The organism is Nocardia amikacinitolerans (assembly GCF_900215415.1).
Taxonomy (GTDB): domain Bacteria; phylum Actinomycetota; class Actinomycetes; order Mycobacteriales; family Mycobacteriaceae; genus Nocardia; species Nocardia amikacinitolerans.
In genome coordinates this window covers 241369-267036 of record NZ_OBEG01000005.1, presented here as the reverse complement: position 1 = coordinate 267036, position 25668 = coordinate 241369, and the positions used below count along the sequence as shown (strand labels likewise).

Here is a 25668-nt window from a genome sequence, read left to right as displayed (position 1 = left end):
CGGCGTCGTCGGACCCTTGCGGTTCGTCGTCCATTCCGGCCGCTCCGGGTTCACCTCGTGCCACGTCGACGAATCGCGCTCACCGGACTGCCAGCGCACCCGGCGCAGGACCGGGGCGTCCTCGGGGCCGAGTGTCATGTACTCGCGCGAGGGCGAACGCAGTCGCCTGGTCGTCACCGGCTGATCGAGTTCGGCGACGAGTTCGCGGTACTCGATCGTCGTCTCCCGCGACAGCATCGCCCGCGCCACCCGCGAATCGCGCTGGATGGCGTCGAGCAGCGCGGCATCGTGATCGGCCCGTGGCGCGTCGAGCGTTCCGCGCGGCGCGATCACGATGATCCGCTGCGGGTCGCCGTCGACGAAGCCGACCCGATCGGTGACCTGGCGCGCGCCCTCGGCGGCGAGGAAATCCCGTCCGGCACCGGCCAATTCGGCGATTCTGCCCTGGATGCGGGCGATGCGGTGGTCCGCCTCGTTCACGCGCGTCGCGGCTTCGCGCAGCAGATCGAGATTGCGGACGCGCTCGGCCAGCTGGTCTGCCCGGACCGTCCGGCCCGCCACTTCCTCCAGCGCGCTGTCCAGTGCGGCGGCGTCCGGGCCGAGGTCGGATTCGTTCACCCGCAGGCGCGCGGCGATATCGGCGCGCATCTGCCGCCACGGCTTGGACTCGAGCACCTCACGGGCGCGTTCCCCGGCCAGGCGGTCGACCTCGGCGCGCACCTGCCGCGACAGCGGTTGCGGCTCCCCGATGCCGACCCGGCCGAGCGCGGCGATCCGGCGATCCACTTCCGCGAGCGCCGCCTGTACCCGGTTGTACCGCAACGCGGCATCGTGCAGCTTGAAGATCTGCTCGCGGCGACGCGCGATTTCGCCGGGGTCGAGTTCCTCGCGGGCCACATACCCGGCCTCGTCGCCGGTGCCCGCGATGTTCCTTGTCCCGGCGACGCTCGCTTCCAGATGTTCCAGGGTGCGAGCCAGATTGGACTGGTTCAGCGCCTGCGCGGCATCGCCGAACGGCAGCGGAAGGTCGCTGAAACGCGAATACCTGTCGTCGCGCTTGGCGCGCCAGAATTCGCGTTCCCTTGCCAGCACGGCGCGTTCGCGCATCAGCTGCCGGTACACGCCCTCCGGTGTGTTCGCCAGCTCGAGCTCGGCGATCTCCGCGTCGAGCTCCGCCACCGCCGAATCCGCGTCATCGAACTGTCGCGCCGCCCGCGCGAGAGCATCGACGGTCGACGCGTCCGCGGGGTCGAGCGCCTCCGCGCGCATCCGCCGAATGTCGTCCCACTCCGCCCGCCGAGCCACGGCCTCGGCCCGCTCCGCCCGCAGCCGATCCAGAGCCTCCCGCGCCTCCGCAGGCATCGGATCCGTCTCGGGCTCCCCGGCAGGCAACTGCCCACCGGTCTCGGGCTGTGAGTGCTCCCCCTGCTGAGCCTGTGGCTGCCCGCTCGGTTGCCCGGTCTGCGGCTGCTCGCCTGGGTGTCCACCCTGCGCCTGCCCGTTCGCGGGCGCAGCCTGCGCCTGCCCGCTCGGGTCCGCAGCCTGCGGCTGCCCGCCTGGCTGTTCCGCCTGCGATTGCTCACCCAGCCGAGCCTCTGGCTGCCCACCAGGTTGCGTGGCCTGCGGCTGCCCACCGGGACGCCCACCTTCTCGCTGCCCACCGGGCTGCGCACCCTGCGGGGGCCCGCCCGCCTGTTCCGCCTGCGATTGCTCACCCAGCCGAGCCTCTTGTTGCCCACCAGGTTGCGTGGCCTTCGGCTGCCCACCGGGACGCCCACCCTGCGGCTGCCCGCCAGGCTGCGCACCCTGCGGGGGCCCGCCCGCCTGTTCTTCCAGCGATTGCTCACCGAGCTCGGCCTGTGGCTGCTCGCTCGGCGGACCACCCTGCGGCTGCTTGCCTGACACTTCAGCATTCGATTGCGCATCGGACTGCTCCGACTCGGGAACCGACGTGTCGAGGAGCGCCGACTCTCCCTCGGCCTGCCGCGACTGTTCCGCAGAATCCCCGCGGTGTCTCGCTCGGTAATCGGGCTGCACACCCGACTCGTCCGCAGGCGCACCACGATGCCGCCCTGAACCGTCGCTCGACTCCGAGGTCCGAGACTGCGCGCCTTCGAATTCCGCCGCATCAGGCTGCGCCACCCGATGCTTCGGCTCGTACCCACCGGGCTCTGCGCCGGACTCGTCGGCCGGCTGACCGCGATGCTTCCCCGTGCCCTCGCTCGACTCCGGCATCCCAGGCTGCGCACCTTCGGACTCCGCCACACCAGGCTGCGCCACCCGATGCTTCGGCTCGTACGTCTGCTCCTGCGGCCCCGACTCATCCGCAGGCTCACCACGATGCCGCCCCGTGCCCTCGCTCGGATCCAGCCCAGACTGCGCCTCTTCGGACTGCGGCGCGCGATGTCTGGGCTCGTAAGGCTGCGGCTGCGGCTGAGACTCGTCCGCAGGCACGCCGCGATGCTTCGGCTGGTGGGGGTCGGGTTCGGCAGCGGACTCGTCCGCCGGACGGCCGCGGTGCTTCGGCTCGTAGGTTTCCGCTTGGTGCTGTGCCTCGTCCGCTGGGCGACCCCGGTGCTTCGGCCGGTAGGGCTCGGGCTGCGACCCAGCGCCGTCGGAACCGCCGGAGGGGTCGTTGCCCGAACTACCGGAGGGGTCGTGACCCGGCTCCCCACCGCCAGGCCACACCCGCGTCCGTGGATCCTCGCGCTGTCCGAGATCGACCGTCGGATCCTCGCTTTCGGCGACAGGATCAGACGACGCCTCCGGCTGCGCACCACCCGGCCACACCGTGGTCCGCGGGTCCTCCCGACCGAGATCGACTGTCGGATCATCATTTCCGGCTACAGGATCAGACGACGCCTCCGGCTGCGCACCACCCGGCCACACCGCGCTCCGCGGGTCGCCCTGCGGGGGGTGGCCGATCTGGCGATGGGCGTCGCGGAGGGCGCGCTGGTAGCGCTCCTCGGCGCGTTGGCGCGGCGACTGGCGTTCGCCGGCGTCGCGCGGTTCAGGGGCGGGCGGGCGGTCGGGGGTGAAGTCGGTGCGCCGGTGGGTGATTCGGCCGTCGTCGAGGACGGCGATCTCGATGTGGGTGACCACCACTCCCGGCCGCGCGAGCAGCGGGCGCAGCAGCGGACGCTCGGTCTCGAGCTGGGCGCGCACGTCCCCGGGCGACTGCCAGCCAACCACGACGATGCGCGGCGGCTCACCGGCCACGACACCGACCGTGTCATCGATGCGTCCCGCACCCTCCTCGGCCAGCGCTTCGCGCTGCATGGCGCGGGCAAGCGCCTCGTCGAGCACCGCGACCTCGGACTCGGCGGCGAGGTAGCGCAGCGCGGCTTCGCGCAGGTCCGCGATGCGCGCGGCCTGCTCGGGATGCGCCCTCGTCAACCGGTCGACGGTGTTCGCGACCTGCTCCGGGGCCGGACCCAGCTGGTCCGGCGTGACCGGCAGGCCTACCATCGCCGCGTTCCTTGCGGCGTCCGCCGCAGCCAATTCCCGGACGGCAGCGGCATTCTCGGCCGCGAGCCGCTGGGTCACGCGACGGGCGATCTCGAGATCGGGCCTGCGCCCCGGTTCCTCGGGATCGGGCGTCGGCGGCGCGAGCGGCCCCCGCGGTGGTTTCCGGCCGCCACCGTCGGCGGCTGGTTCCGGCCGGGTTGGCGCGCTCGAGCCCTCGCCCTGGTTCGCGACCGCACCGTGCGCGGCGGGCGGCAGCGCGGGCGGTTCGGTGGGACGGGTCGCGGCCAGCGCCGCGTCCACCCGCGCCAGCTCGGCGGCGGCGGCCTGCTGCCTGCGCGCGGCCGCGGCCAGATCGTCGAGCGCGGCGGCGCGCTCCTGCGGTTCGGCGGTGCGGGAGTGAGCCGTGGCCGCCTCGACTTCGGCACGCGCCGTGTCGAGCTGAGCGACCGCGGCGCCGCGCTCGCCGAGCAGCCGCGCGATCTCCAGCGGCCGACGCGCCTGCCGATCCAGTTCCGCCGCCCTATCGTTGAGCGCGGCCAGCATGTCGAGATCGACTGCCCGCCCGTGCACCTCGGCGCGCAGTTCGGCCTGCACCTTCGCCAGTTGCCGCGGGGTGAGCCGTTCCTTCTGGTCGATCTTGCCGTCGCGATAGATCTCGTAGACCTTTTCGAAACGCTTGGCCTTGGCCGCCTTTTCGGCATCGGTATCGGTCGGCTGAATCGGTTCGGGCAGATCGACGCCGACGGTCCTGGTGAAGTCCGGGTTCGGGGTCGGCCGGGGATCGGGCGCGGAGTTGTTCGCGCCGAGCATGCCGAATCCGTCGAGCACCCGAGCGCCGCGCAGCGCCTCGGCCAGCGATTCGAGATCGCCGATCATGTCCAGCAGATGCGCGACGGCCTTGGGGTGCACCGGGAATTCGACATCGGCCAGGCGGGGGTCCACCGCGTCCGCGCCGCGCGACACCGGGTCGAACGGGTCGAGCCGATTGATGGTGCGGTAGTACTCGGCGAGGGCATCGATCAGGTTCTCGCGCTCCGCGGGCCTGCGGGCGAGCTTGGCGATCGCCTTGTTCAGCCGCTTCGGATCGGTGCCGGTGCGGTCGGGGCGGTACTTCTTCTCGTCGTTGTTGTAATTGCGCGGGAAGAGGTCCCTCGGGAAACGCCCGCGCCGCCTGCCGACCCCGAGCCGATCGGCGAGCCGATCCCGCGCGGCGTCGACCACATCGGCATCGATGCCGCGCATGAGCGCCGCGTACTCGACGAGGTCCTCGACGGCCTGATGCCTACGGGCCGAGCCGATCTTGTCCAGCACGAAGGCCTTGGCGAGCCGCTCCGGTGTCAACTCACCAGGCTCGAGCTTCAGCCGATCGGCCAGCTGCGCGCGAGCGTCGCCGATGGTGTGGAAGTCATCGATATCCCATGCGGTGCGGCCGTAGTCGATGAGCGCTTCGATCTGGCTGGCCCTGATCTTGTTCTCCGCGCGGATCTGTTCCATCCGATCGGACAGGCGCCGCGGGTCGTCGAGATCGGACTCGGGCACACCGAGCCGGTGCGCGAGTTCCTTGCGCGCGGCCTCGATCTCGTTGCGGGACAACCTCTCCAAGTCAGGTTTCGGCCTCGGGCTTTCGCTTTCGGTCGTCGGCGCGATCTCGGCGACCGGGCGCCACTGTCCGTCCTCGTCGAGCAGGAAGGTCATGTCGAGTCTGCGACCGTCCACCAGCTCGTCTACGTGCCGCACCCGCATGGGCTCGCTGTCGCTGACCAGAATGGTGCCGTCGGTGGCGATCTCGGCCACCCGGAACACCACGTCGACCTGGCCGTCGTTGACGACCTCGGCGATATTCGGGTGTGCGCGCAGCGCCGAGGCGAGCACATGGGCGTGGTCGAGGTGGCCGTCGACCACCATCAGCCGCAGCGGTCCGCCGTCGATGCCGGGCAGCAGCCCGAGGCCGTCGGCATCCGGAATCAGGAAACCGCCGTCGGAGACGATCGAGGAGCGCAGCGCCAGATCGGTCACGAGCCTGGTTAGTTCGTCGGCGTTGCCGTCGACGCGCACGAATTCGTTTGCCAGTTCGGCGAATCGGGCGATTTCGGCGGTGCGCGCGTGCACATTGGCGAGCGCGTCGGCGAGCGCGCCGCGCGGATGCGAGTCGAGATAGTGGAGGTCGACCTGCAGGAGCTGGGCCCAGACGGCGCGCTCGTCCTTGATCTGATCGCGGCGCAGCGCGTTGACGAAGTAGCCCGGTTTGCCCTGGTCGATGCCGGGCTGATCGGTGTAGCTGAGATCGCCCCAGTCGCGACCGGGCTCACCACCGTTGTTGACCCCCTGCCAGTCCAGCATCGTGGTCGGCCGGTCGTCGGCGTGCACGATCTCGCGCAGGAACCGCGTCATCGGGTCGTTGTCGAAGAAGCTGACTTCCTGACTGAACGGGATGTGCCGGTTCTCCGCGTCGTAGCGCACGGCGGACTCGGCGAGTCCGGCGAGCGCACCGATCCGCCTGGCCTGCTGGTATTGCAGTACCCGCACAGCTTGCAGCGCGGCCTCGCCGTCCAGGCCGGGATCGAGGCGAAGGCCCATGGCGCGGGCTGCGGCGTCGAGGCGGTCCGCCAGTTCGCGACGCTGATCGACGGCCCCGGCCAGCTCGTTCAGCAGGTCGGCGAAGGCGCCGGTGGCTTCGGCGCCCGCGGTGGGAAGCTGCGGCTCGGGCTGCGGAAGTTCGTTGCGAACCTCCTGCGACTCAGGCGAATTCGTCGGCTGCGCCGCGTCGTCGCGACGACGCATCTCGTCGATGTCGACGCCGTGTTCCTTACGCACCGCCTCCGGACTGGCATCGTCGACCCAGGGCCGGTATTCGGTGCCGTCCATATTGCGGATCGGCTGGAATTCGGCGGCGCGGTCGGGAACGCGGCTGGTCAGACGGTTGAGGATCGGGACGTACTCGCGCGCCTTCCACATCGTCACGCCCTCTTTGAGGATGCGCGCCGGGTTGAACTTGATCTGGAGGACCTCGCCCTGCGGGCTGTCCTTGGTGAGCGGCAGGCCCGCCGAGTATCCGAGCACCGACTGACCGGCGCCGTCCACGCTGGAGCCGGAGGGGTACTTCGGGTTGTAGCCCTGAAAGCCCCTGCGGTAGGCGGTGTTCGCGAGGAACTTCGACTTGGGCTTGTCGATGGAGCCGGGCGGCTTCTGCGCCGCGTGCGGAGCCTCGACCTCCTTCGGGTTCGTCGCCTGCGGCGCGGTCTCCGATTCCTGCGCTGGCGAATTCTCCTGGCGCAGCACTGGATTCCAGGCGCCCGCGCCATCGGCGGTCAGGTCGAGGCGGAAGGTCAGTCCCTCGAATTCGAACAGATGCTCGCGCCGGGCCGCCGGACGTCGCTCGCCCTCGTTCGGCTCATCCGGCGACGGCGCGGGTACGGGCGGCTTGTTCGGCGGCTTCCCCTGTCCGCCAGCGGCATTCGGTTCCATCGGGAACTCGGGCGCCTCGAATCCCGCGGGTCCACGGCGGTCGGGCCTGCCGTCGGGTCCGAGCTCGATGTCGGCGGCCTCGGTGCCGTCCCGCTCGGCCCGGTTCAGTGCCGATTCGACTCCGGCGCTCGCCTTGCGACCGAACGGCAGCCAGCGCTTCACGCGGCCGAGCATGCCCTTGGGCGGCGAAGTCTCGCCGGGAGCGATCGGATTCGGATCCGCGCCCGACTGGGCGTCGGCATCCGCCCGGGCGATCCGGTTCGAGTCGGTATCCGGCTGAGTATCGGCGACGGACTGCGCGGGCGGGATCGGATCCGCATCCGGCTGGGTATCGGCGGGACGCGCGATCGGACCCGAAACCCCATCCGCCTCGGCATCGGCCGGCTGCGCGATCGGACTCGAAACCCCATCCGGCTCGGCATCGGCGACGGACTGCGCGCCCGGACTCGGATCCGCATCCGGCTGGGTATCGGCGGGACGCGCAACCGGACCCGAAACCCCATCCGCCTCGGCATCGGCCGGCTGCACAACCGGACCCGAAACCCCATCCGCCTCGGCATCGGCCGGCTGCGCGATCGGACTCGAAACCGAATTCGACTGGGCGTCGGCCGCGGTGTCGGACCTGAAAACCGGCGATCCCCAATGGAGTCTGCCTCGTTCGCTGCGATCGGCCGAGCGCGCGATGTCGAAGGTGACCTCGGCGTGCTCCGCGCCCACCTTGTCGACGTATTTGCGGACGGCGGCGAGCCCGGCTTCCTCGGCGACCCGCGCGGGCGGGCGGGCCTCGGGATCGCGTGACCGCCTGCGCTCGGCTTTGCGATACGCCTTGTCGTAGGCGTCGGTGTAGGCGGTTTCGGCTGCGCCGCGCGGGATGAATCGGCCTTCGGCTCGCAGCGCGGGGAACCGCCGGATCTCGTCGGCGAGAGTGCGGCTGAGTCGGTCCCGCGCCTCCGGGCTTTCCGGATCGGCCGGAGCCACACCGTCTTCGGCGGAGGCGAGGTCGGCGTTCAGACCGTGGGCGCGATCCCACTCCGCACCGGCGTACTGGCTCGGCGACAGACCGTCGATGCGGCCGCCCAGCGCATCGAGATTCGCACGGACCGCCCGCAACCCGGCACGATACGAGGCCGCCCACAGCATGTCGTAGGTGATCGCGTCGTCCTTGTAGAGGATCGGCGCGACGATCTTCGCCGCGGCCGAGTACGCCTCCTCGAACGCCCATTCCAGATCGTCGACCAATCGCCCGCCCTCGCGCGATTGCTTCGCACCCGGACGGATAGGCCGCGTGCCATCGTCGAGATCCTTGAAGCCGCGATAGTTGTATTCCACCGCGTACGCTTCGGCCAGCCGGTCCAGGGTCGCGGCGATGTACTCGTCGCGATTCATTGTCAGCAGTTCCTGTCGCACGGCGACACCGAGCGCGCGCTGTTCGGCCGCGACCGCCGCGCGGATCAGCGCACCGATCTGCGTGTGCTGCGAATCGCCGACCTGGATCACCGCGGTGTTGGTGAGCGGCTCGTAACCGAGCGACAACGGTGCGTCGTCGTTGTTCGGGCGACGAACCGAAAGCGCCGGATCGTCGGTGAATCGAATGCCCACACCGTGGCGCACCAGCGTCCGATGGACCCAAGGCCCGATTCGATTCCTGTGGCCGACAAGCTTTTCGATGAGCGAATCGAGGCGGCTGCGCGTCAACTGATCGAGACCGGATCCGTCGGAGTCGACGGGATCCGATGACGTGGCGGGTCGATGCGCGTCGACCTCCGACTCGGGAGCATCCGCGCGCTCGGACAGCACGAACACCGAACCCGAGTCGTCGACCCGAATGCTCGGCGTCGTCGTGCCGTCGACGGTCTCCGGCCGCGAGAGATCGCGGCCGACCGCAGCGGCGATCTCGTTTTCGAGCCGTGCCAGCTCCTCGTCCAACCGCGCGTGCCACCGCGACAGGTCGACGAGCACGGCTTCGGCGAGTTCTCGGTCGCCGAGGCCGAGTCGTCGGCTCCCGACGCGGCGCAATTCGGCGACGATCGCTTCCAGATCGGACCCGAGATCGACGGTGTCGGGAATCCGCAACCTCTGCCGAAGCCGCCCGGCGGCTCGATCGAAATCGAACCGAATCCGTGCCTGTTCCCGCCGAATGTCCGCGTGCTCGCGGAGCAGGCCCTCGACCCGACGCGCCGCGTCCGGAGTGGACGGCACATACTCGTCCATACCGTCTGGAATGACGTTGCGCTGCAAATCATCCCATTCCAGACCGGCGCTGTCCCGGATACTCGTGCCGCCGGGCGCGAAGTCCGGCGAGTCGAACAGATCGGTCGCCAGCAATCTCGCGATGCCCGCCTCGCGGCCGATCTCACGCAGCCGATCCTCGCTCAGGCCGCCGTCACCGCGCCGGGCCGCGTCGATGGCGGCATCGTGCGCGGAAAGATACTGCTGCTCCAGCGCCATCCGATAGTCGTGGGCGGGCAACGACTCGGACGGATCCGCTTCCGGGGTACCGAGATCCTGGTGGAAGAGGGCCTGCCTGCCGAGCGCGTCCGCCTCGGCGCGCAGCCGAGCCTGGACATGGGCCTCGCGGTCGATTCCCCGGATACGCGACGGCAGCACCTCGAGCCGACCCGCACGCACCGCATCCGCCAACGCCGCCGCCCGCACCACCGCGGCCGCCTGCGCTTGCAGACCACGATCGCGCGCGCCGACGACGACATCCATCGTCAGTCCGTCGAAGGCGTCGATACCGCCCGACTCACTACTGTCGAAACGCACGCCCGCACGCATGTCCGCCAACAGTTCGATTGCCGCACGGCCGGTTTCGCTCCCGCCGAGCACACTCCACACCTCGGCGAACCCACGATCCGGCGACCCGACGAGCCACCGGCTCAGCCCGTCGGGTGCGGGGCGCGTGGCGACCGAAACCGGGGGCTGGGAATCAGCGGCACTCGCGGATGCGTCGTCTTCGATTCCGGGCGGGCCGTCGATTTCGCTGCCGAGCGCGTCCGCAGGCAGCGAGCCGTCGCCGATCTCGGCGGTTCCATCGGCGAGCTTCTTGGCGATCCTTTCCGCCAACCGGTCCGGATCGGTATCGGTCATGGCGTGGAAGTACCTGGCCAACGCGTCGATGGCGGCGTCGCGCCCGGTCGGCGCCGGCAACCGCCAGGTGCCCTTGCCGTCGTTCTCCAGATAGATGTTCACCCGGACCGGGCCGACCTTCACCTGGGCGTTGGTGTACTGCGGGCTCGGCCACGGTTCGCGCACCCCATCGAGCGGCTGCGGAATCTGCCGCGTGTGCAGGCGGTAGGCCACTGCGGCGGGATCGGTCTCCGACAATCGCGGATTGTTCCGCGCCGCACGGAATCCCACCGCGACCGCATCGGGTTGCAGGTCGACCGGCTTGGATACCCACCGATTCTCCATCCGGAAGGCGAACCTGGCCTCGTCCCTGAGGTAGAACGCCTCATCCCCGAGCCGGGTGATCCAGTCGTCGAATCCCTCGCGGACTTTGCCCTCGGCCCGGAACCGCAGGTACTCCGACAGGAAGGTGGCGACGGCGTCGGACAGCGAAGGCTTGCGGCGCGGCCCCTCGGCCACATCGCGGGAGAGTTCGACCGTGGACGGGTTGCCGCCGGGTCCCGGCTCGACCGCCACGTAACGAATGCGATGCCCGTCCCACAGGGCGTCGCGCAGCGCGGGATCGTTGCGTGCCACCTGGTCCAGCGCGTCGAGGTGCTCGCCCTTCGGCGCGATCACCAGCAACTCGGGCGTGCTCGACTCCGGCTGGAACCGCAGCACATTCGGGCTCAGCCGCTCACCGTCGGGACGCGCTCGCAGTTCGTCGTCGACGACGCGGCGCACCAACTCGTGACTCACCGATTCGGTGGACGGCGCCGAATCCATCTCGGGGACAGCGACATTGCGTGGCGAACCCCAGTGCACACCGTCCTGTTCGGTCGAGTCGGCGAAACGGAGGACGTCGAAGGCGATCTCGGCGCGCTGGGCGCCCACCTTCTCCACGTACTTGCGAACGGCGGCGCGCCCCGCCTCTTCGGCGACCTTCTGCGGCGACGGCGCCGCGGGATCGCCGGCGAGCGCCCGCTCGGCCTTGCGGTACGCCTCGTCGTAAGCCGCGGTGTACGCCGCCTCGGCCGGACCGAACGGAATGTAGCGGCCCTCGGCCCGCTTCTCCGGGAACCGCCGGATCTCGTCGGTGTAGGTGCGGGCCTGCCGGTCGAGCGCCTGCGGGCTGTCGTCGGAGACCGGCGCGCGCTCGGCCGCACCCTCCGGCGCGAGATCGGGTCGAAGGCCGTGCGCGCGGTCCCACTCCGCCCCGGCGTACTGCGCCGGAGTAAGCCCGTCGATGCGCGCTCCCGAGGCGTCGATGATCGCGCGGACTGCCCGCAGACCAGCGCGGTAGGCGCCGGCGTTCCGCATGTCCCGACCCACCCCGCTGTTCTTGCCGTACACCTGCTCGACGGTCTTCGTCGCCTCGGTGTACGCGTCGAGAAAGGCCCGTTCCAGCGGGTCGTCGATGCGCCGCTTGCCCTTGACCCGCCCCGAGCCGAAGTGGTACCCCTCGATTCCGGCATTGGTCGCCGCGATGCGGCGGTACTGGAAGTCAATCGCGTACGCTTCGGCCCTGCGGTCCAGCCGGTCCGCGATATAGGCGTCTCGGTGCAGCGACAGCCTGTCCGGAACCCGGTCCGCGCCAAGGGCATCCAATTCGGCCACGACCGCGGCGCGAACCAGCGCAGCCACTTGGGTCTGCGCGCCCCCGTAGTACGGGAGCACGACGGTGTTCGTCGCCCGGTCGTAGCCCGGCGTCCGCCCGACGCCTTCCTGCCGTTCGATGACGGCGGCCGGGTCATCGGTGAAGCGGATCCGCACACCGTGACGGTCGAGGGCGGCGGCCGCCCACTCACCGATCTGCCTGGCCCCCTTCGTCAGATCCGCGAGGAGCCTTTGGTTGCGGGAGGCGGCGAGGTTCGCCAGCCTGCCCGTCTCGGCGGCGTCGGGACCGACCGGCGCGGTGCGCTGTCCGGACTCGGCGGTTTCCGGTGTGCTCGCGTCCGGTCGGCGCACGAACACCGCACCCGATTCGCCGAGCTGGATACCGGGACGTCGCATTTCATGGCCGCCGTCCCGGGTGGGTTGCGGCAGGTCGCGACCGACGGCGTCGGCGATCTCGCCCTCGAGCCGGGCCCGCTCCCCGTCCAGTCGGGCATGCCAGTCGGACAGCTCGGTGAGCAACGCGTCGGCGAGGGAACCGTCATCGACGACCGCTCGCTTGCGCGTGATGCTCCGCAGTTCGGCGATGATCGACGCCGGATCGGATCCGAGATCGAAGTCGTCGGGAATCCGCATGCGCCGCCTGCGCTGCTCGACCGTCTGATCGAAGGCGAACTGGACGAGTGCCTGCGCCCGCCGGACGTCCGCGTGCTCGCGGAGCAGGCTCTCGACCCGGCGCGCCGCCTCCGGGGTGGACGGCACATACTCGTCCGTCCCTTCGGGAACGACCTTGCGCTGCACGGCATCCCACTCGCCACCGGCGATGTCACCGAGACTCGCGCCGCCGTCGGTGAAGAACGGCGAGTCGAACAGGTCGGTCGCCAACAGCGCCGCGACGCCCGCCTCGCGAGCGATCGCCCGGAGTCGCTCCGCGTCCGTATCTCCGCCGGTCCGCCGGGCGGCGGCGAGAGCGGATTCGTACGCGGCCAGGTATCGCTGCTCCAACGCCTTCCGGTAGTCGCGGTCCGTCAGCGATTCGGACGGCGCGACTTCCGGAGTGCCGAAATCCCGGTGGAACAGGGCTTGTTCGCCGAATGCGTCGGCCTCGGCGCGCAGCCGGGAGGCGATATAGGCGTCACGGTCCATCGCCCGGATACGCGACGGCGTCACCTCGAGCCGCCCGGTGCGCACCGCGTCCGCCAACGCCGCCGCGCGCACGATCGCGGCGGCCTGCACCTGCTGGTCGCGATCGCGCGCACCGACGACGATGTCCATCGTCGCCCCGTCGAAGCTGTCGGCATCGGCCGACCGTCCGCCGTCGAAGCGCACGCCCGCACGCACGTCGGCGAGCACTTCCATTGCCGCACGGCCGGTTTCGCTGCTGCGGAGCACTTCCAAGACCTCGGCATACCGAGGATCCGGCGCGGCGGCGCGCCACGAGCTCAGTCCATCCGGCTCGGAGTGCGCGGCGACGGGGACCGAGGGAGAAGCGTCGGCAGCATCGTCCGCGTCGGGGTCGGCGGGGTTCGCGCCGTCCTGGACGGGCTCGTTGCCGAGCGGCTCGGGTGTCCTGCTCGCACGCGCGTCACCCCAGTAGGCGCCGTCGGACTCGTCCGCGCGAGCCGCCCGCACCACGTCGACGATCAGTTCGGCGTTGTCGATTCCCACCTTGTCGACGTGGCGGCGGACCGCGAGTTCTCCGGCCTCCCTGGCGACCAACTCCGGTGGCCGCGAAGACTTCTCGCGTGCCAGTGCCCGTTCCGCCTTGCGGTACGCGCGGTCGTAGGCGTCGGAGTACGCCTCTTCCACCGGGCTGCGCGGTATGCCCGAGCCCTCGCCGTCGGCGCGCAATTCACGCACCAGTTCGACCTCTGCCACCAAGGCGTGGACGCGCCGCACCGACGAGGCGGATGCCTCCGTGTCGGCGAGCGGCACGGCCGCACCCGGGGTGATGCCGTGCGCGCGATACCACTGGTCGGAGAACCGCTGGGTGAAGTTCCGCCCGTCGACCTCGGGCACCAGCTCGTCGAGGTTGTCGCGCACCGCCAGGACGGCGGCCCGATGGGAGGCGGCGTCGAGCAGCCGGTCCGTGATCGCCGGGTCGTCGCGGTAGGCCCTGGCGAGAACATCGCCTGCCCGATCGAACGCCCGGAGGTAGGTCTTCGCCAACGATCCGGCCATGGACCCGATCATGTTGTCATCGGTGAACTGGTGGTTCGCCGCGAATCCCAGCGCCGCGGCATCGGCCTGGTGATCCAGCATCAGGTCGATGTACTCCGTGCGCGACATGCCGAGCTGCGGTAGCGGTCCGTGCGGCGACGTGGCATGCAGCTCGGCGAGGCGGGCGGCGCGGATCAGCGCGATGGCCCGCTGGCGCGGATTGTCGCCTTCGCGCAGAACCACCGTGTTCGTCGACGGGTCGTAGGACTCCTCCAGCCCCACCTCCACGTGGTCGCGGCTGGCTTGGTACGAACGCGGTTCGGAGGTGTAGAGCACCCGCACACCGTGGCGCCGCAGCGTCTGGGCCGCCCATCGACCGATGTCGTGGCGGTGATCACCGAGCAGCTCGGCGACCCGACCCGAGGCCTTCGCCACCAGATCCGCCAATTCCGTTCGCGCGGAGTCGTCTTCGGGACGAACCGCGGGCGCATCCGAATCGGCAGGTCGCGGCGGCAGACCCACGTCCGTGTGATCATCGCCGACGAACACGACGCCGTCCGCCGCGACGTGGACCGTGATCGGCTCCCTGGCACCGAGATCGCGCCGCACCGCCGCGGCGAGCTCGTCGCCGAGCGCGCGACGCCGCTCGGTCAGTTCGCCGTGGCGTGCGGTCAGTTCGGCGAGGACGGCCGAGTCGGCCCTGGCGCCGAGCCCACGCGGACCGTCGGGGCCGCGCAGCCGCGCCGACACGTCCTTCCGATCGAGCGGGCCTGAATTATCTCGCAGTCGAGCGACATCGCCCAGTCGCGCGGCCACGCGGTCCCAATCCGCCTCGACCCGTGCGAGTTCGCGTTCGACGGCCGAGCGCTTCCTGCCGATGTCCTCCAGTGTCCGCGCCGCGTCCCGCGTGGTCGGAGCGTATTCGCGCAGCCCGTCTGGCGCGGTGATGCGGTGCTGGGCGTCCCAGAACTCGGCCGCGGCCCTCCGGTGCGCGTGCGCGGGTCCGTCCGGTGCGTCGAATTCGCCACCCGCCAGCAGTGCGTCGACGCCCGCCTGCCGCGCTCGCTCGAGCAGTGCGGGATCGACCTCCGAATCCGGCTGTCGCGCGGCGATTTCGGCATCGAAGGCGGCCAGGTAGGTCGCCTCCAGCCGCTGCCGCGCGGCGGGGTCGGCGACCGGATTCGCTGCGGTGTCGTATCCGGCCGACTCGAGTTCGCGATGGAACTCGGCCTGCCTGCCCAGTGCCAGCGCCTCGGCGCGGACGCGCGCGGCGATGAAATCGGGCCGGTCCTGGGCGCGGACGCGCGAGGGCGTTACCTCCACCAGACCGGTCCGCACGGCCTCGGCGAGCGTCGCTGCGCGAACGAGGGCGGCGGCCTGGGCGGGATGGCTGCGTTCCCGCGTCCCGACCGACACCTCCATCGTTCTGCCGTCGAACACATCGACGGATCCGTTCGCGTCGAAACTCACATCGACGTTCAGGTCGCGCAGCACTGCCGCCGCCGCACGACCGACGGCACTGAACTCGAGCACCCCTTGTACGTCGTTCGCTCCGGGGAGGCTTGGCCGCATCGTCCACGACTCCCCCAGTGTCCCAGTGGTTTCGGTCCGCGCATCGGAGTCGTGGCGGAATTCCGGGCTGCCCGAGGCCGGGGTGGCAGGCTGGTCGGCGGCGGCGATCTCGCCGTGCGATTCCCGCCACGCCCGCTCGTAGAACTCGGCGTTGGTCGTATCGGAGCCCGTTGGGCGGTGCGCCGCCACGTGCGGACGCAGCGCGTCGAAACCGGCCTGGTTCGCGATCCGGTCCAATTCGGCTGCGGGGCCACCGATCTCGTTCGCGGCTGCCTCGCGCGCCGCACGGTAGGCATCGAGGTAGACGCGATCGACGGCGGTGAGCTCCGCCGCGCCGCCCAACTGCACGGCCGCGACGATCTCCCAGATGCGGGCCGAGGTCTCCTCGTCGATCTTGCGGTCGACGTAATCCGTCAGCTCCGAACGCATCCGGTCACGGGCATCGACCGCGGCATCCTGGCGGCCCGCGAACTCGGCGTGTATCGCGCCGCTCACGATGGCGCGCATATGCTCGCCGTCGGTGGCGCCCGCGTCGATGACCAGCACCTGCCGCGCGGGATAGAACCGCGTCGCGCCGCTGGAACTGTGCTCGATCGTGACACCGTGCCGCCGAAGGGTTTCCAGCGCCCACGCGCCGACCGCGCTGTCCGGCAATGCCGCCAGGATGGGCTCGAGCCGCTCTCTGGTCGCATCACCTGCCAGATCCGACTCGGCGACGACGGGGCCGGAGGACTCGAACACCCGCGGATCGATCGCATCGACCCGGCGCGCTCGGACCTGGCCGAAGTCGTCGATGCCGAGCGACAGGTGCTCGAATTCGACGGGACCGCCGCGCAAGAGTTCACGCACGCGCGGATCAGCCGCCGCGGCATCGCGCAGGGCCTGATGCTGGTAGGGCTCCCCGGCTATGACGATCCGGTTCGGACTGCCCGGAAGGTGGACGTAGTGGTCGCCGAGCGGACGCGCGTCTGGAGCGTAGGTGGCGAGCACCTCGCGGGCGGCCAAGGCGGTCAGCATGTCGACCTGCCGGTCGTAGGCCGCCTGCGCGTTCTCGCGCCGCGGGGCCAGATCGGCCAGGGACAGCAGATCGTGTTCGGTGCGGCGCAGGTCCGCCAGCCGCTCGGGGGTCGTCGCCGGATCGGCCATCTCGTCACGAACCGGACCGAGGCGATCGGCGATCTCCCGTGCCAACGAGTTCGCTGTCAGATGCGGGCGGATGCCGTATCTTGCTGTACCGCTGTTGATTTCGTCGGTCACCTCGACCAGATCGCGGTGCGCGCGGGCACGATCGGCCGCGGCGGTCCGCAGTGCCGCGGCCGCGGGCTGTGCCGGTTGCGGTGCGATCTCGGCGTCGTAGAACTGACCGTGGTCGGTACGGGAACGATCCCACTCGGCCCCGTAGTAGTCGGAGTAGTTCCTGCCGTTCGGCCAGACGTGGGTCTCGATTTCCGCGATCAGGGCCTCGGTCGCCCGTTCGTGGGCCCGGCGCGCGAACTCGGCCTCGCTCAGCGGCGTTCCGTCTTCCCCGAGCTGCGGCTGCGCGGCGTACGCGGCGTCGTAGGTGTCCTCGAGGTAGTGCCGGTCACCGAAATAGTCGCCAAGCCGCGGGTCGGCGCGGAACTGTCCGGCAAGCCTGATCCACTGCGCGACCGCCGCCGCCTCCTCGGCGATCATGGTGCGGATGAACGTCGCACGGTCCATACCGAGATGGCCCGACTCCCCGCGGATGTACCGCTCGGCGTGGACCGACTCGTGCGCCAGCGACAACGCTTGGCGCACATGGTCGTTGCGGCCGGTGTACACGGTGGCCGTCAACGACTCGGCGGCGAACCCACCGCTGCGCCGGTCCGCTGCCGCCCGTTCGTATCGCACCCGTACCGACGCGTCGTCCAGCACCCGCAGCACATCGGCGCCCGTCTCGGTGCCCAGCAGCAACGCGCGCACCTGATCGGAATGCGAATCGAGCGAACGGCCGATGCGGACAGCCAAGTCGGCGGCGGGGCTCGCGTCGGAGTCGGATCCGATGGGGTGCACCGGGTTTCCCTGCGGATCGAGCAGGATCGCATAGGTGCCGCGCACTTCCCGCGACGCGATGGGCGGGAACCGCTTCGTATAGTCCGCGCCAGGGTCCCGGACCATGACGATGCCGTCCGCGCCGTCCGGGTCGCTCTCGTGTCTGAGGACGTAGGCGTGCGCGCCCACGCCGTACTCGTCGACCGGGGCCGCGTACTCGTCGACCACCAGTGCGATCGAGCCCTCCGGCATGTCGAGGAGCTGCCGTTGGATCGCCTCGTGGTCGGCGAACTGGCGCAGCTGCCCGCCTGTCGCCTCCTGTACCTGGGCGGGCGACATGCCGGCGAGTCCGACCGGACCGTTCGGCGGCTTGATCGTCGTGCTGCCGGTCAGCCGCTTGATCAGGCGCAGCGCGAGTTCGGCGCAGCGGCCGCGGTTCGCCTCGTGCGCGGTGACAGCGTCGGGAGTCTGCGCGTCATCGGCGTCCTGAGGTCCGTCGATGGCATCCGGCGAGTCGTCGTCGGAGTGCTCGACGAACTCCGCGTCGTCGACATGCTGGTGGACATCGGCATCGGGAAGGGCGCCGTCGACGGGAGCCGTGCCGTCGGCCACCACGCCGTTCGCTTCGTTCCAGTCCCTGGTGTAGACGCCGACATAGTCGGTGACTCCACCGTCGGAGGTCTGGAGGTAGGCACGGATGCCCGCCGCACCGAAGTCGAGTGCCGGGTCCCGCATGGGGTCGTCGAGGCGCCGCTGCCGCGAGAACCCGGTCATCCGATTCAGTGCCCGACGCGACATCCCGGGGCGTGCCGCGTCGCTCGCCCCTTCCAGATCGCCGATCGGAACGACGTGTCCGCGGGCCCGCAACTGCTTGACGAACTCGGCTTCCAGCGCGTGCGCGCGGCTCTCCTGCCGGAACATCGCGTCGACGTAGTCGCCGCGTGCCGTCGTCAACGGATGCGGTGACAATCCCTCCGCGGCATCGCGCAGGTGGGCGGCGGCATGCACCATGTCGATGGCCTGCCGCACCTCCGACGTCCGGTAATCGAGAACGAGCGTCCTGCGCTCCGGGTAGTAGCGCGGCTCCGCGTCCAGTTCGTGCAGCACGCGAACGTTGTTGCGTCGCAACATGTCCTCGGCCCATACGCCGATATCGGTGCTCTCCAGCAGCTGCCGGACCCGCGTGATCCGATCCGCCGACTCCTCGCCGGCGGTATCACCCGGCATCCCCACCGGTACGGCGGGCTCGTCCTCGGAAGTCCCATTCAACGCTTCGTCGACGACGTCCGCCACGGCGTCGTGACCGAGCGGTGTCACCTCGACGTTCGCGTCCGGCCCCGCCTCGGTGACCTCGATCAACCGCAGGTCCAGATCGGGACGACCCAGCACGGACGCGAGTTCCTGGCGGCTCGCCATGGCCTCGGCGAGCGCTGCGGCGTGCTCCCGTTCGAGCGCGACGACGACCACCCGCGGCGGCTCTCCGGCGACCAGCGCGACGTGCGGGGTGATCGTCTCGGCCCCGTCGAGTCCGACCTCCTCGAGTTCGGACGCGAGCACATCCGCGGCCACGGCGGCATTCGCGGCGGTGTCGGCACGGTTGATCAACTCGCCTTGCAGGTGATACTGATCGCCGAGATCGGACAACAGCCGCAGCTTCAGTGCCCGCCCGAGCAGGTCGGCGCGCTGTCGCTCCAGCGCCGCGTCGGGCAGCATGTCCCGGCCGACATCGGCCCGATCCACACCGAGCCGTTCGGCAAGGGCGGCCAATTCCCGCTCGTTCGCCTCGCGCAGCCTCGGCAGCGTCTCCGCGCGCAGTTCCTGGTCGATGGCATCGATGGTGTCGATGCCGAGACTGCTTGCGGGATCGTTGATCTGGCCTGCCAAGTCCATCCGGCGTCGTTGGGCGACGACCCGCCGCGTCGCGTTCTCGGAGACCTCCGCCTCGACCTCGAGCGAACTCCACGCGTGGACATCGGAACCGCCGAGCATGACGGTGTCCCACCCGGCGCCGTAGTACTCGAGGTAGTTGTTGCCGTCCGCCCACCGATAGGTGGCGATGTAGTCCGCGATGGCGGCCGCGCCCGCTTCCCGTGCGCGGGTGCGGATCTCCTCGTCGGTGAGGCCGAGGTCGTCGCGCGCCGCCTGCGCGGCTCTGGCGTCGTAGGCCGCGAGGTAGCGCTCGGCGGGCCGGTAGTCCTCGTCGACCGTGTAACCGAGCCCGCGTAGCTCGCGGGCGAACTCGAACTCGCGTCCGGCCGCGAGGGCTTCCTCGCGGACCATCGACGCGACGTACTCCTCCCTGCCCAGCAGACGAATCCGGTTGGTCCGGTTGCTGGTTTCGCCTTCCCACGCCATCTGCGCGTGCACGCCCTCGTGCACCAGCGTCAACGCCTGGCTGATGAGATCCCGTTCAGTGATGCGGATTTCGGCGACGACAGCTTCCGAGTCGTAGGTGCCATCGGCGAATTCGCTGGTCATCTGGTGCATGAAGTCGACAGAGATCTCGCCGTCGCCGAGAATCGCGAGGATCTCCCTGCCCACGCTGGTCAGCTCCAGCAGCGAGGTGACCCGATCGGAGTGTTCGCCGAGCGAAAGACCGATGCGCATCGGCAGATCCACGGTCGGAAGCTGTCCGGAACCGTCGCTCGCGAGCGGGTGCACCGGAACGCCGCGGTCGTCGAACAGGATCATGTGGGTCGAGCCGATATCGGAAGGCAAGCGCGGCGGGAAACCGCGCACGGCGCCCGTCCCCGCGTCGTACACCACGACGCCGTTCCTCTCACGCCTGAGCACGTAGGCATGAGCACCGACACCGTGTTCATCCACCGGACGGGTATAGGCATCGACCACCAAGGCCGAAGACCCCTCCGGCATGTCGAGCAGCGCCCGCTCGATCTCCGCGTGATCGGTCACCGCGCGCAACTGTCCACCGGCCGCGTCCTGCACCTCGGCCGCGGTCATTCCGCCGAGCCCGACGGCCTCGGACGGCAGCCTGATCACCGAACTGCCGGTCAACGCCTTGATCAACCGCAACGACAGCTCCGCGCACCGACCACGATTGCGCTCGGCCGCCGCACGCGACACGGACTCCGGCGAGCGAGCGGCGGCATCCGCGTCATCTCGCTGCGGCGGCGCCTCGGCCAGCTGGGCGATGGTGGCCGCGAGATCACGGGTTTCCGTGCGCAGCCTGGCCAGCGTGTCCGCGACGCCGCGATCGGTGGCGAGATCGACCGCGGGCACCTCGAGCGCACCGGCCCAGTGGGCGAGTTCCGCGGCGCTCAGGTCCAGGTCGGCGGAGTCGATCGGGGATTGGATCGCGCGGGCGAGAGCCTCGATCGCGCCCGCGCGCAACAGTGTTCGGACCCGCTGCTCGGCAATCGCTTCCGTGAGCCGCGCTTCGAGCGATGCGTCGAGAGGCACGTTCATCTGACGGAGCAGCCACGCCTGCGCCATCTCGGGCGACAAAGGTTGCGGGACAAACATATCCGGCGGCGGTGGTGCGAGATCAGGTCGCAGTCCCGGATCCGCATCCATTTGCGGCGACGGCGCGGCCCGCCGAGCCAGATCGGCGAGCGCTCGCAACGGATCCGAGTGGTCCGACAGCGAATCACCCAGTCCGAGACTGCCGGACAGCTCGTCGATGTAGGCGCGCTCGGGGTCGGTCAGCGGATCCGGGCTCGGTCGCTCGGGTGTCCGCGATTCGTCGAGGTGGCGTCGCAGTGCGGCCATCGGATCGGCCGGATCGCTCGTGCCCGCTCGCGGCGGCATCCGCCGGTCGAGATCGTCGTTCCGCGCGCCGCTTCCGGCCGCGAGTCCAGGCCCGCGCCCGTCGCCGAGCGGACGCGTGGCGATGCCGTTCTTGTCGTAGAAGATGCCCCAGGTGGCCTTCGCGTTCGGAACGTCAGCGGGATCGAACTCGAACGGATCCGGTTGCCGCAGCGGGTCGTAAACCATGACCTTCTCGGCGTCGGCGTCCCAGTACATGGTGAACGCGTGCGCGCCCGGTGCGCCGTTGGGGACGCTGCCCCGCTGCTGATTGATGACGATCACAGCGGACCTGCCGCGCATGTAGCGCAGCGCATCGGCGATCGCGTGCTGCCCCGTCCGCCTGCGTCCGGTCCCCAGCAGGTTCAACGAGGCGAGACGCCCGCGCCGCCACAACGGCGTCAGCTGAGCATCGGCATTGCGCTCGATGTCGCGCCAGTCCATGCCTTCCGGGCCGACGCTGTCCGGCGCAGGAACGGTGATGGCGGGGTTGCCGGTGACCTCGGCCGCCTTCCACAGCGCCTGCACACCACAGCCGCCCTCGGTCAGCTCGGGGCGCGGTGAATCCGGTTGGGACGGACCGATATCCGGCTGATGCGGAGCGGTTCCGGCCTGACCGGCCTCGATGTCGGACACCCGGTACATGGCGTCGACCGGCACTCCCGCAGGCGGCCGCGCCCCCTCCGGATCAGGCGCGTTCCACCGCTGGTGGAGCCCGTTGGTCTCATGGGGCACGAACACCCGCACGCCGTCGCCGAAGTGCTTCGACGGAAGAATCGGACCGCCAGGCGTGCCGACCAGCGCGATATCGCCGACCAGCCCCGACAACCCGCCCTTGCGGCCCGCGGCCGCCGCGACGTCGACGCCGTAGCCTTCCGCGATGATCCGGACGGCCGGCTTGTTCCCGGTCACCGCCCTTGTCGCGTCGAAGATCGCGAGATCGCGCCGCAGCAGCTCCGCCGCCTTCTTCGCCCGCCAGTTCACCATGGCCGATGCCCGACCCGGTGTGTTGTAACCGAGCCAGGCGATGGATGCCAGCGAGTCGCCCGCGCGCAGGCGGCCCGCGGCCGCGGCGTGGCTGGCGGCCGTCTCCTCGAGGACCGCGCCGAGATCCGCCACGCTCGCGTCCCTGCCCGGCACATGCACCGACACCTGCGTCGCCGCGTCCGGATTGCCGAACGCGACCAGCGCCCTGCCCTTTCCACCGAAAGCATCCGGATCGTAGGCGAGCACGCGCACCGGCAGGTTCGGATCGATTCGAGCGGCTCGCACCTGCGCCCGCCGCAAGTCCGCGACCGTGCGCCGCAACTCGCGCAGCCGCTGACGTTCCTGGCGGTCGAGGGTGTCGCGTGCGCTGAGATCCGCGAGGTCCCTGGCGATTCGCAACCGGTTGGCGGTGTCGGCCGAATGCGAATCGATGCCGGGCGCGTTGCCGATCACGTCCGGGTACGCACGGATCAGCGCGGCCCGTTCGGCGTCGGTCAGCGCGTTCCACCGCCGGGCGTTCTCGTCCGCCCGTGCCGCGGCAACGTCGTCGGCGGCGGGATTGGCGTCGGAATCGCCGAGCAGCAGATCCTGAGCGCGCAGACCCGGCTCCATCCGGTTCAGGATGGCGTCGGCCTCGTCGATCTCGGCGCGGGTCGCCTCGCTGCTGTCCTCGGGGAGGACACGGCGTGGGTCGCGGGTGCCGGGATCCGCGTCGGAGTCGGGGGCTGCGGCGGGATCCGCGTCGGCGTCGGGATTCGCGGCGGGGCCCGTGTCGGCGTCGGGGTTCGCGGCGGGGCCCGTGTCGGCGTCGGGGTTCGCGGCGGGACCCGCGTCCGCATCGGGATTCGCGGCGGGACCCGCGTCCGCATCGGGGTCGGAGGTCCTGGCGTCGGGGTCGAGATCCGGATCCAGGTCCGGATCGGGGTCGCGGTCGGGGTCCGGTCGAGAAGCCGGGTCGGTATTCGAACTCGTGTCGGGCGCGAGCGCCGCCCGATCACCGTCGGCGGCCGGGCGTGAACTGCTCGAGGCGGGTCGGCTAGGCGGCGCCGGTGGCGGCGGGGACAGCGCGAGAGCTGCCGCGGCCGGGTCCACCGCGAGAGCGCCGTCCTGATCGGATCGGTCGTCCGTATCCGGCTGTCGGGCAGTCGAATCCGTTCCGGCGCGGGAATCCGCCCCGGCGTCCGAATCCGACCTGCCGCCCGAATCCGCCGCGCTATCCGAATCCGCCCCGCGGTTCGAATCCGCTTCGCCGTCCGGCCGCGTCGTCACCGGGTCGGGCGAAGCCAGGTCGGCAGGGTCCACCTGCACCTGCCGCTGATCGCTCGCTTCGGCGTCGTCCTCGGCCCGCGAGCGGGCTTGCGGCGCTTCGGACTCCGCGATTCGCGCCTGAACCGGTCCGGCTTGGTCCGACAAGCCGCCGGGGACATCGACCGCACGTGCGGAGCCAGCGTTCGCCCTCGACGAGCTGTCGCCGGTCGACACGGCACCGGCCCCGTCGGGCGGGACAGCGCGCGTCGTACCGTCCAGCACGGCGGAACTCCCCTGCGCACCGACGGGACGGGAAGCACTCGACCCGGCGGCGCTACCGGCCTGCTGCGCCGAAGCAGCGGACGAGGTGGGCGACGAGGACGCGGGCGACGACGCACCGGGGGCGACGCCCGAGGCCGCGGCGCCTGCGACCGCGGGCGTCGAACCGGAAACGGCCGCACCGGGGGCGGCGGCACCCGTCGGCGCGCCGGGCATGCCCGCCCCGACCGGTCCGGCGTTCACCGCAGCGGCGCCAGGCGCCTGCGCCGCGGGCGACGCTCCGCCGACAGCGGCCCCGGTCGTACCGGTACCGGACAGGGGTGTCCCCGAATCGGTGACTCCGGCGGCCGACGTTCCCGGCGTCGAGCCGTCGGCGACGCGGTGGTCGCTCGCAGCGGAACTGCCCTCCGGCGCAGCCGAATCCGAAGCAGACGTCGCGGAATGACCAGCATGTGCGCTGGAATCCGCACCCGTTTGCGCCGAGCCCCCGCCCGCTTGCGCGGAATCGGCGCCAACTTGACCCGAATCTCCGGTCGGCGCAACGGAATGCGCGCCCGTGGCGGGCGCGCCGCCGTTCTGTGCGGCGGAATCACCGGCCGGGGAGTTCGAAGAGCCCTCGTCGGCATCGGAATTCGTAGCGGTTTGACCGGCAGGGGCCGCACTCTGCTGGCTTGCCGAGTCACCGCCGGTGTCGTTCGAGTTCGCCGCACCGGTATCGGAAGTACCTGCTGTTCCGCCGTATTGGCCGGTGTCCGCCGCCCCGGATGGCCCCGAGGACGCTGCTGTGGTGCTCGGCGAACCAGCGTCACTACCGCCGTTGGCATTCGCTCCGGCACCATTCGTTCCGGCACCGGTGGTCCCCGCTCCGTTGGTCCCGCCGCCGTTGGCTCCACCATCGTTGGTGCCCGTACCGTCGGCAGCGTTCGGTGCGGGAACCGGGGACGTGCCGTCGGCGGCCGGTCCGGATCCAGGCAGCGTGCCGACCCGGACGGGTTCCCTGTTGAAGTTCATCGGCCCGTTGTGCTGGGTCTGGCCCCGTGCCCCGTAGACACCGCTCGGCCCCGCGCCGGAGATCGCGCCACCGACGAAGGAACGCGGATCCCAGTTCCCTGTCGCCCATGCCGCGACGAAAGCACCGGCCAAACCGGCACCCGCACCAACGATCGCCCCGCCTGTGAAGCCGCGGACACCGCGGTTGTTCATCAGACTGGGCGCGATCCGGCCCATCGCCCGGTTCAATCCGAAGCCCGCACCACCACCGGCGCCACCCGCAAGCGCGGAGACCCAAGCGTTCTCCCAGATCGCTCCCGTATCCCAGCCCTGGCTGTTCAGGCCCTCGGCGATGACGATGCCCTGCACCGCCACTTCTTGTGCCGTGCCCTGGAAGACTTCGACGATCGCTTCCTGGACGATCTCGTAGACGAGCTTCGAGACCACCTGCTTCGCCGCGTCCGACAGGAAGGTTCTGGCGAGCATGGCGGCGATCCGGCCCTCCAACCACCGCGCCATGGCTCGAAACACGGCTCGCGTCGCCGCGATGGCGCCGGCCTGCACGGCGCCCGCCCCCGGCCCCGCGAAGAAGGACAGGGCAAGCTCCGCCGCCAACCAGCTCAGCGAGAAGATCGCGTTCAGGTGATTCGCGTGAACCGCACCCGCGAAATCATCGACCGAGACGGCCAGATCGTTGAACGAGTTGCCCATCAACTCGATCGAACCGTGCTGCGGCGTCCCGCCTTTGGGCGTGTCGTCGTGAATCATCGACCGCAGCGAATCGACGATCTGCTGCCCGCCCTCACCCTGCGGATACGCGTGGACCACCGCAGCGGCGGCGACGTCCGCCTCCGCTATCGCCTCGGACAGGATCTCTTCGGCGATCTCCCGCAGCACAGCGGAAACCTTGACCACATCGTCGGGATCGATGCGCGTGATCTCCGCGCCCGCCACCCATTCGAGCCACGCGAGCTCCGGCGGAATCGCCCAATAACCCAT

1 protein-coding gene (only partly in view) is annotated in these 25668 nt (G+C 70.6%); it reads right to left on the bottom strand.

Annotation, left to right across the window (positions count from 1 at the left end; all coding sequences use genetic code 11):
• Nucleotides 1-25668, bottom strand: the 5' portion of a protein-coding gene (locus CRP45_RS23040; protein ID WP_097246900.1) for an alpha/beta hydrolase. The gene continues 10887 nt to the left of window position 1, outside the view; the window shows 25668 of its 36555 coding nt (coding positions 1-25668); it begins with the start codon at nucleotides 25666-25668; the stop codon falls past the left edge of the window.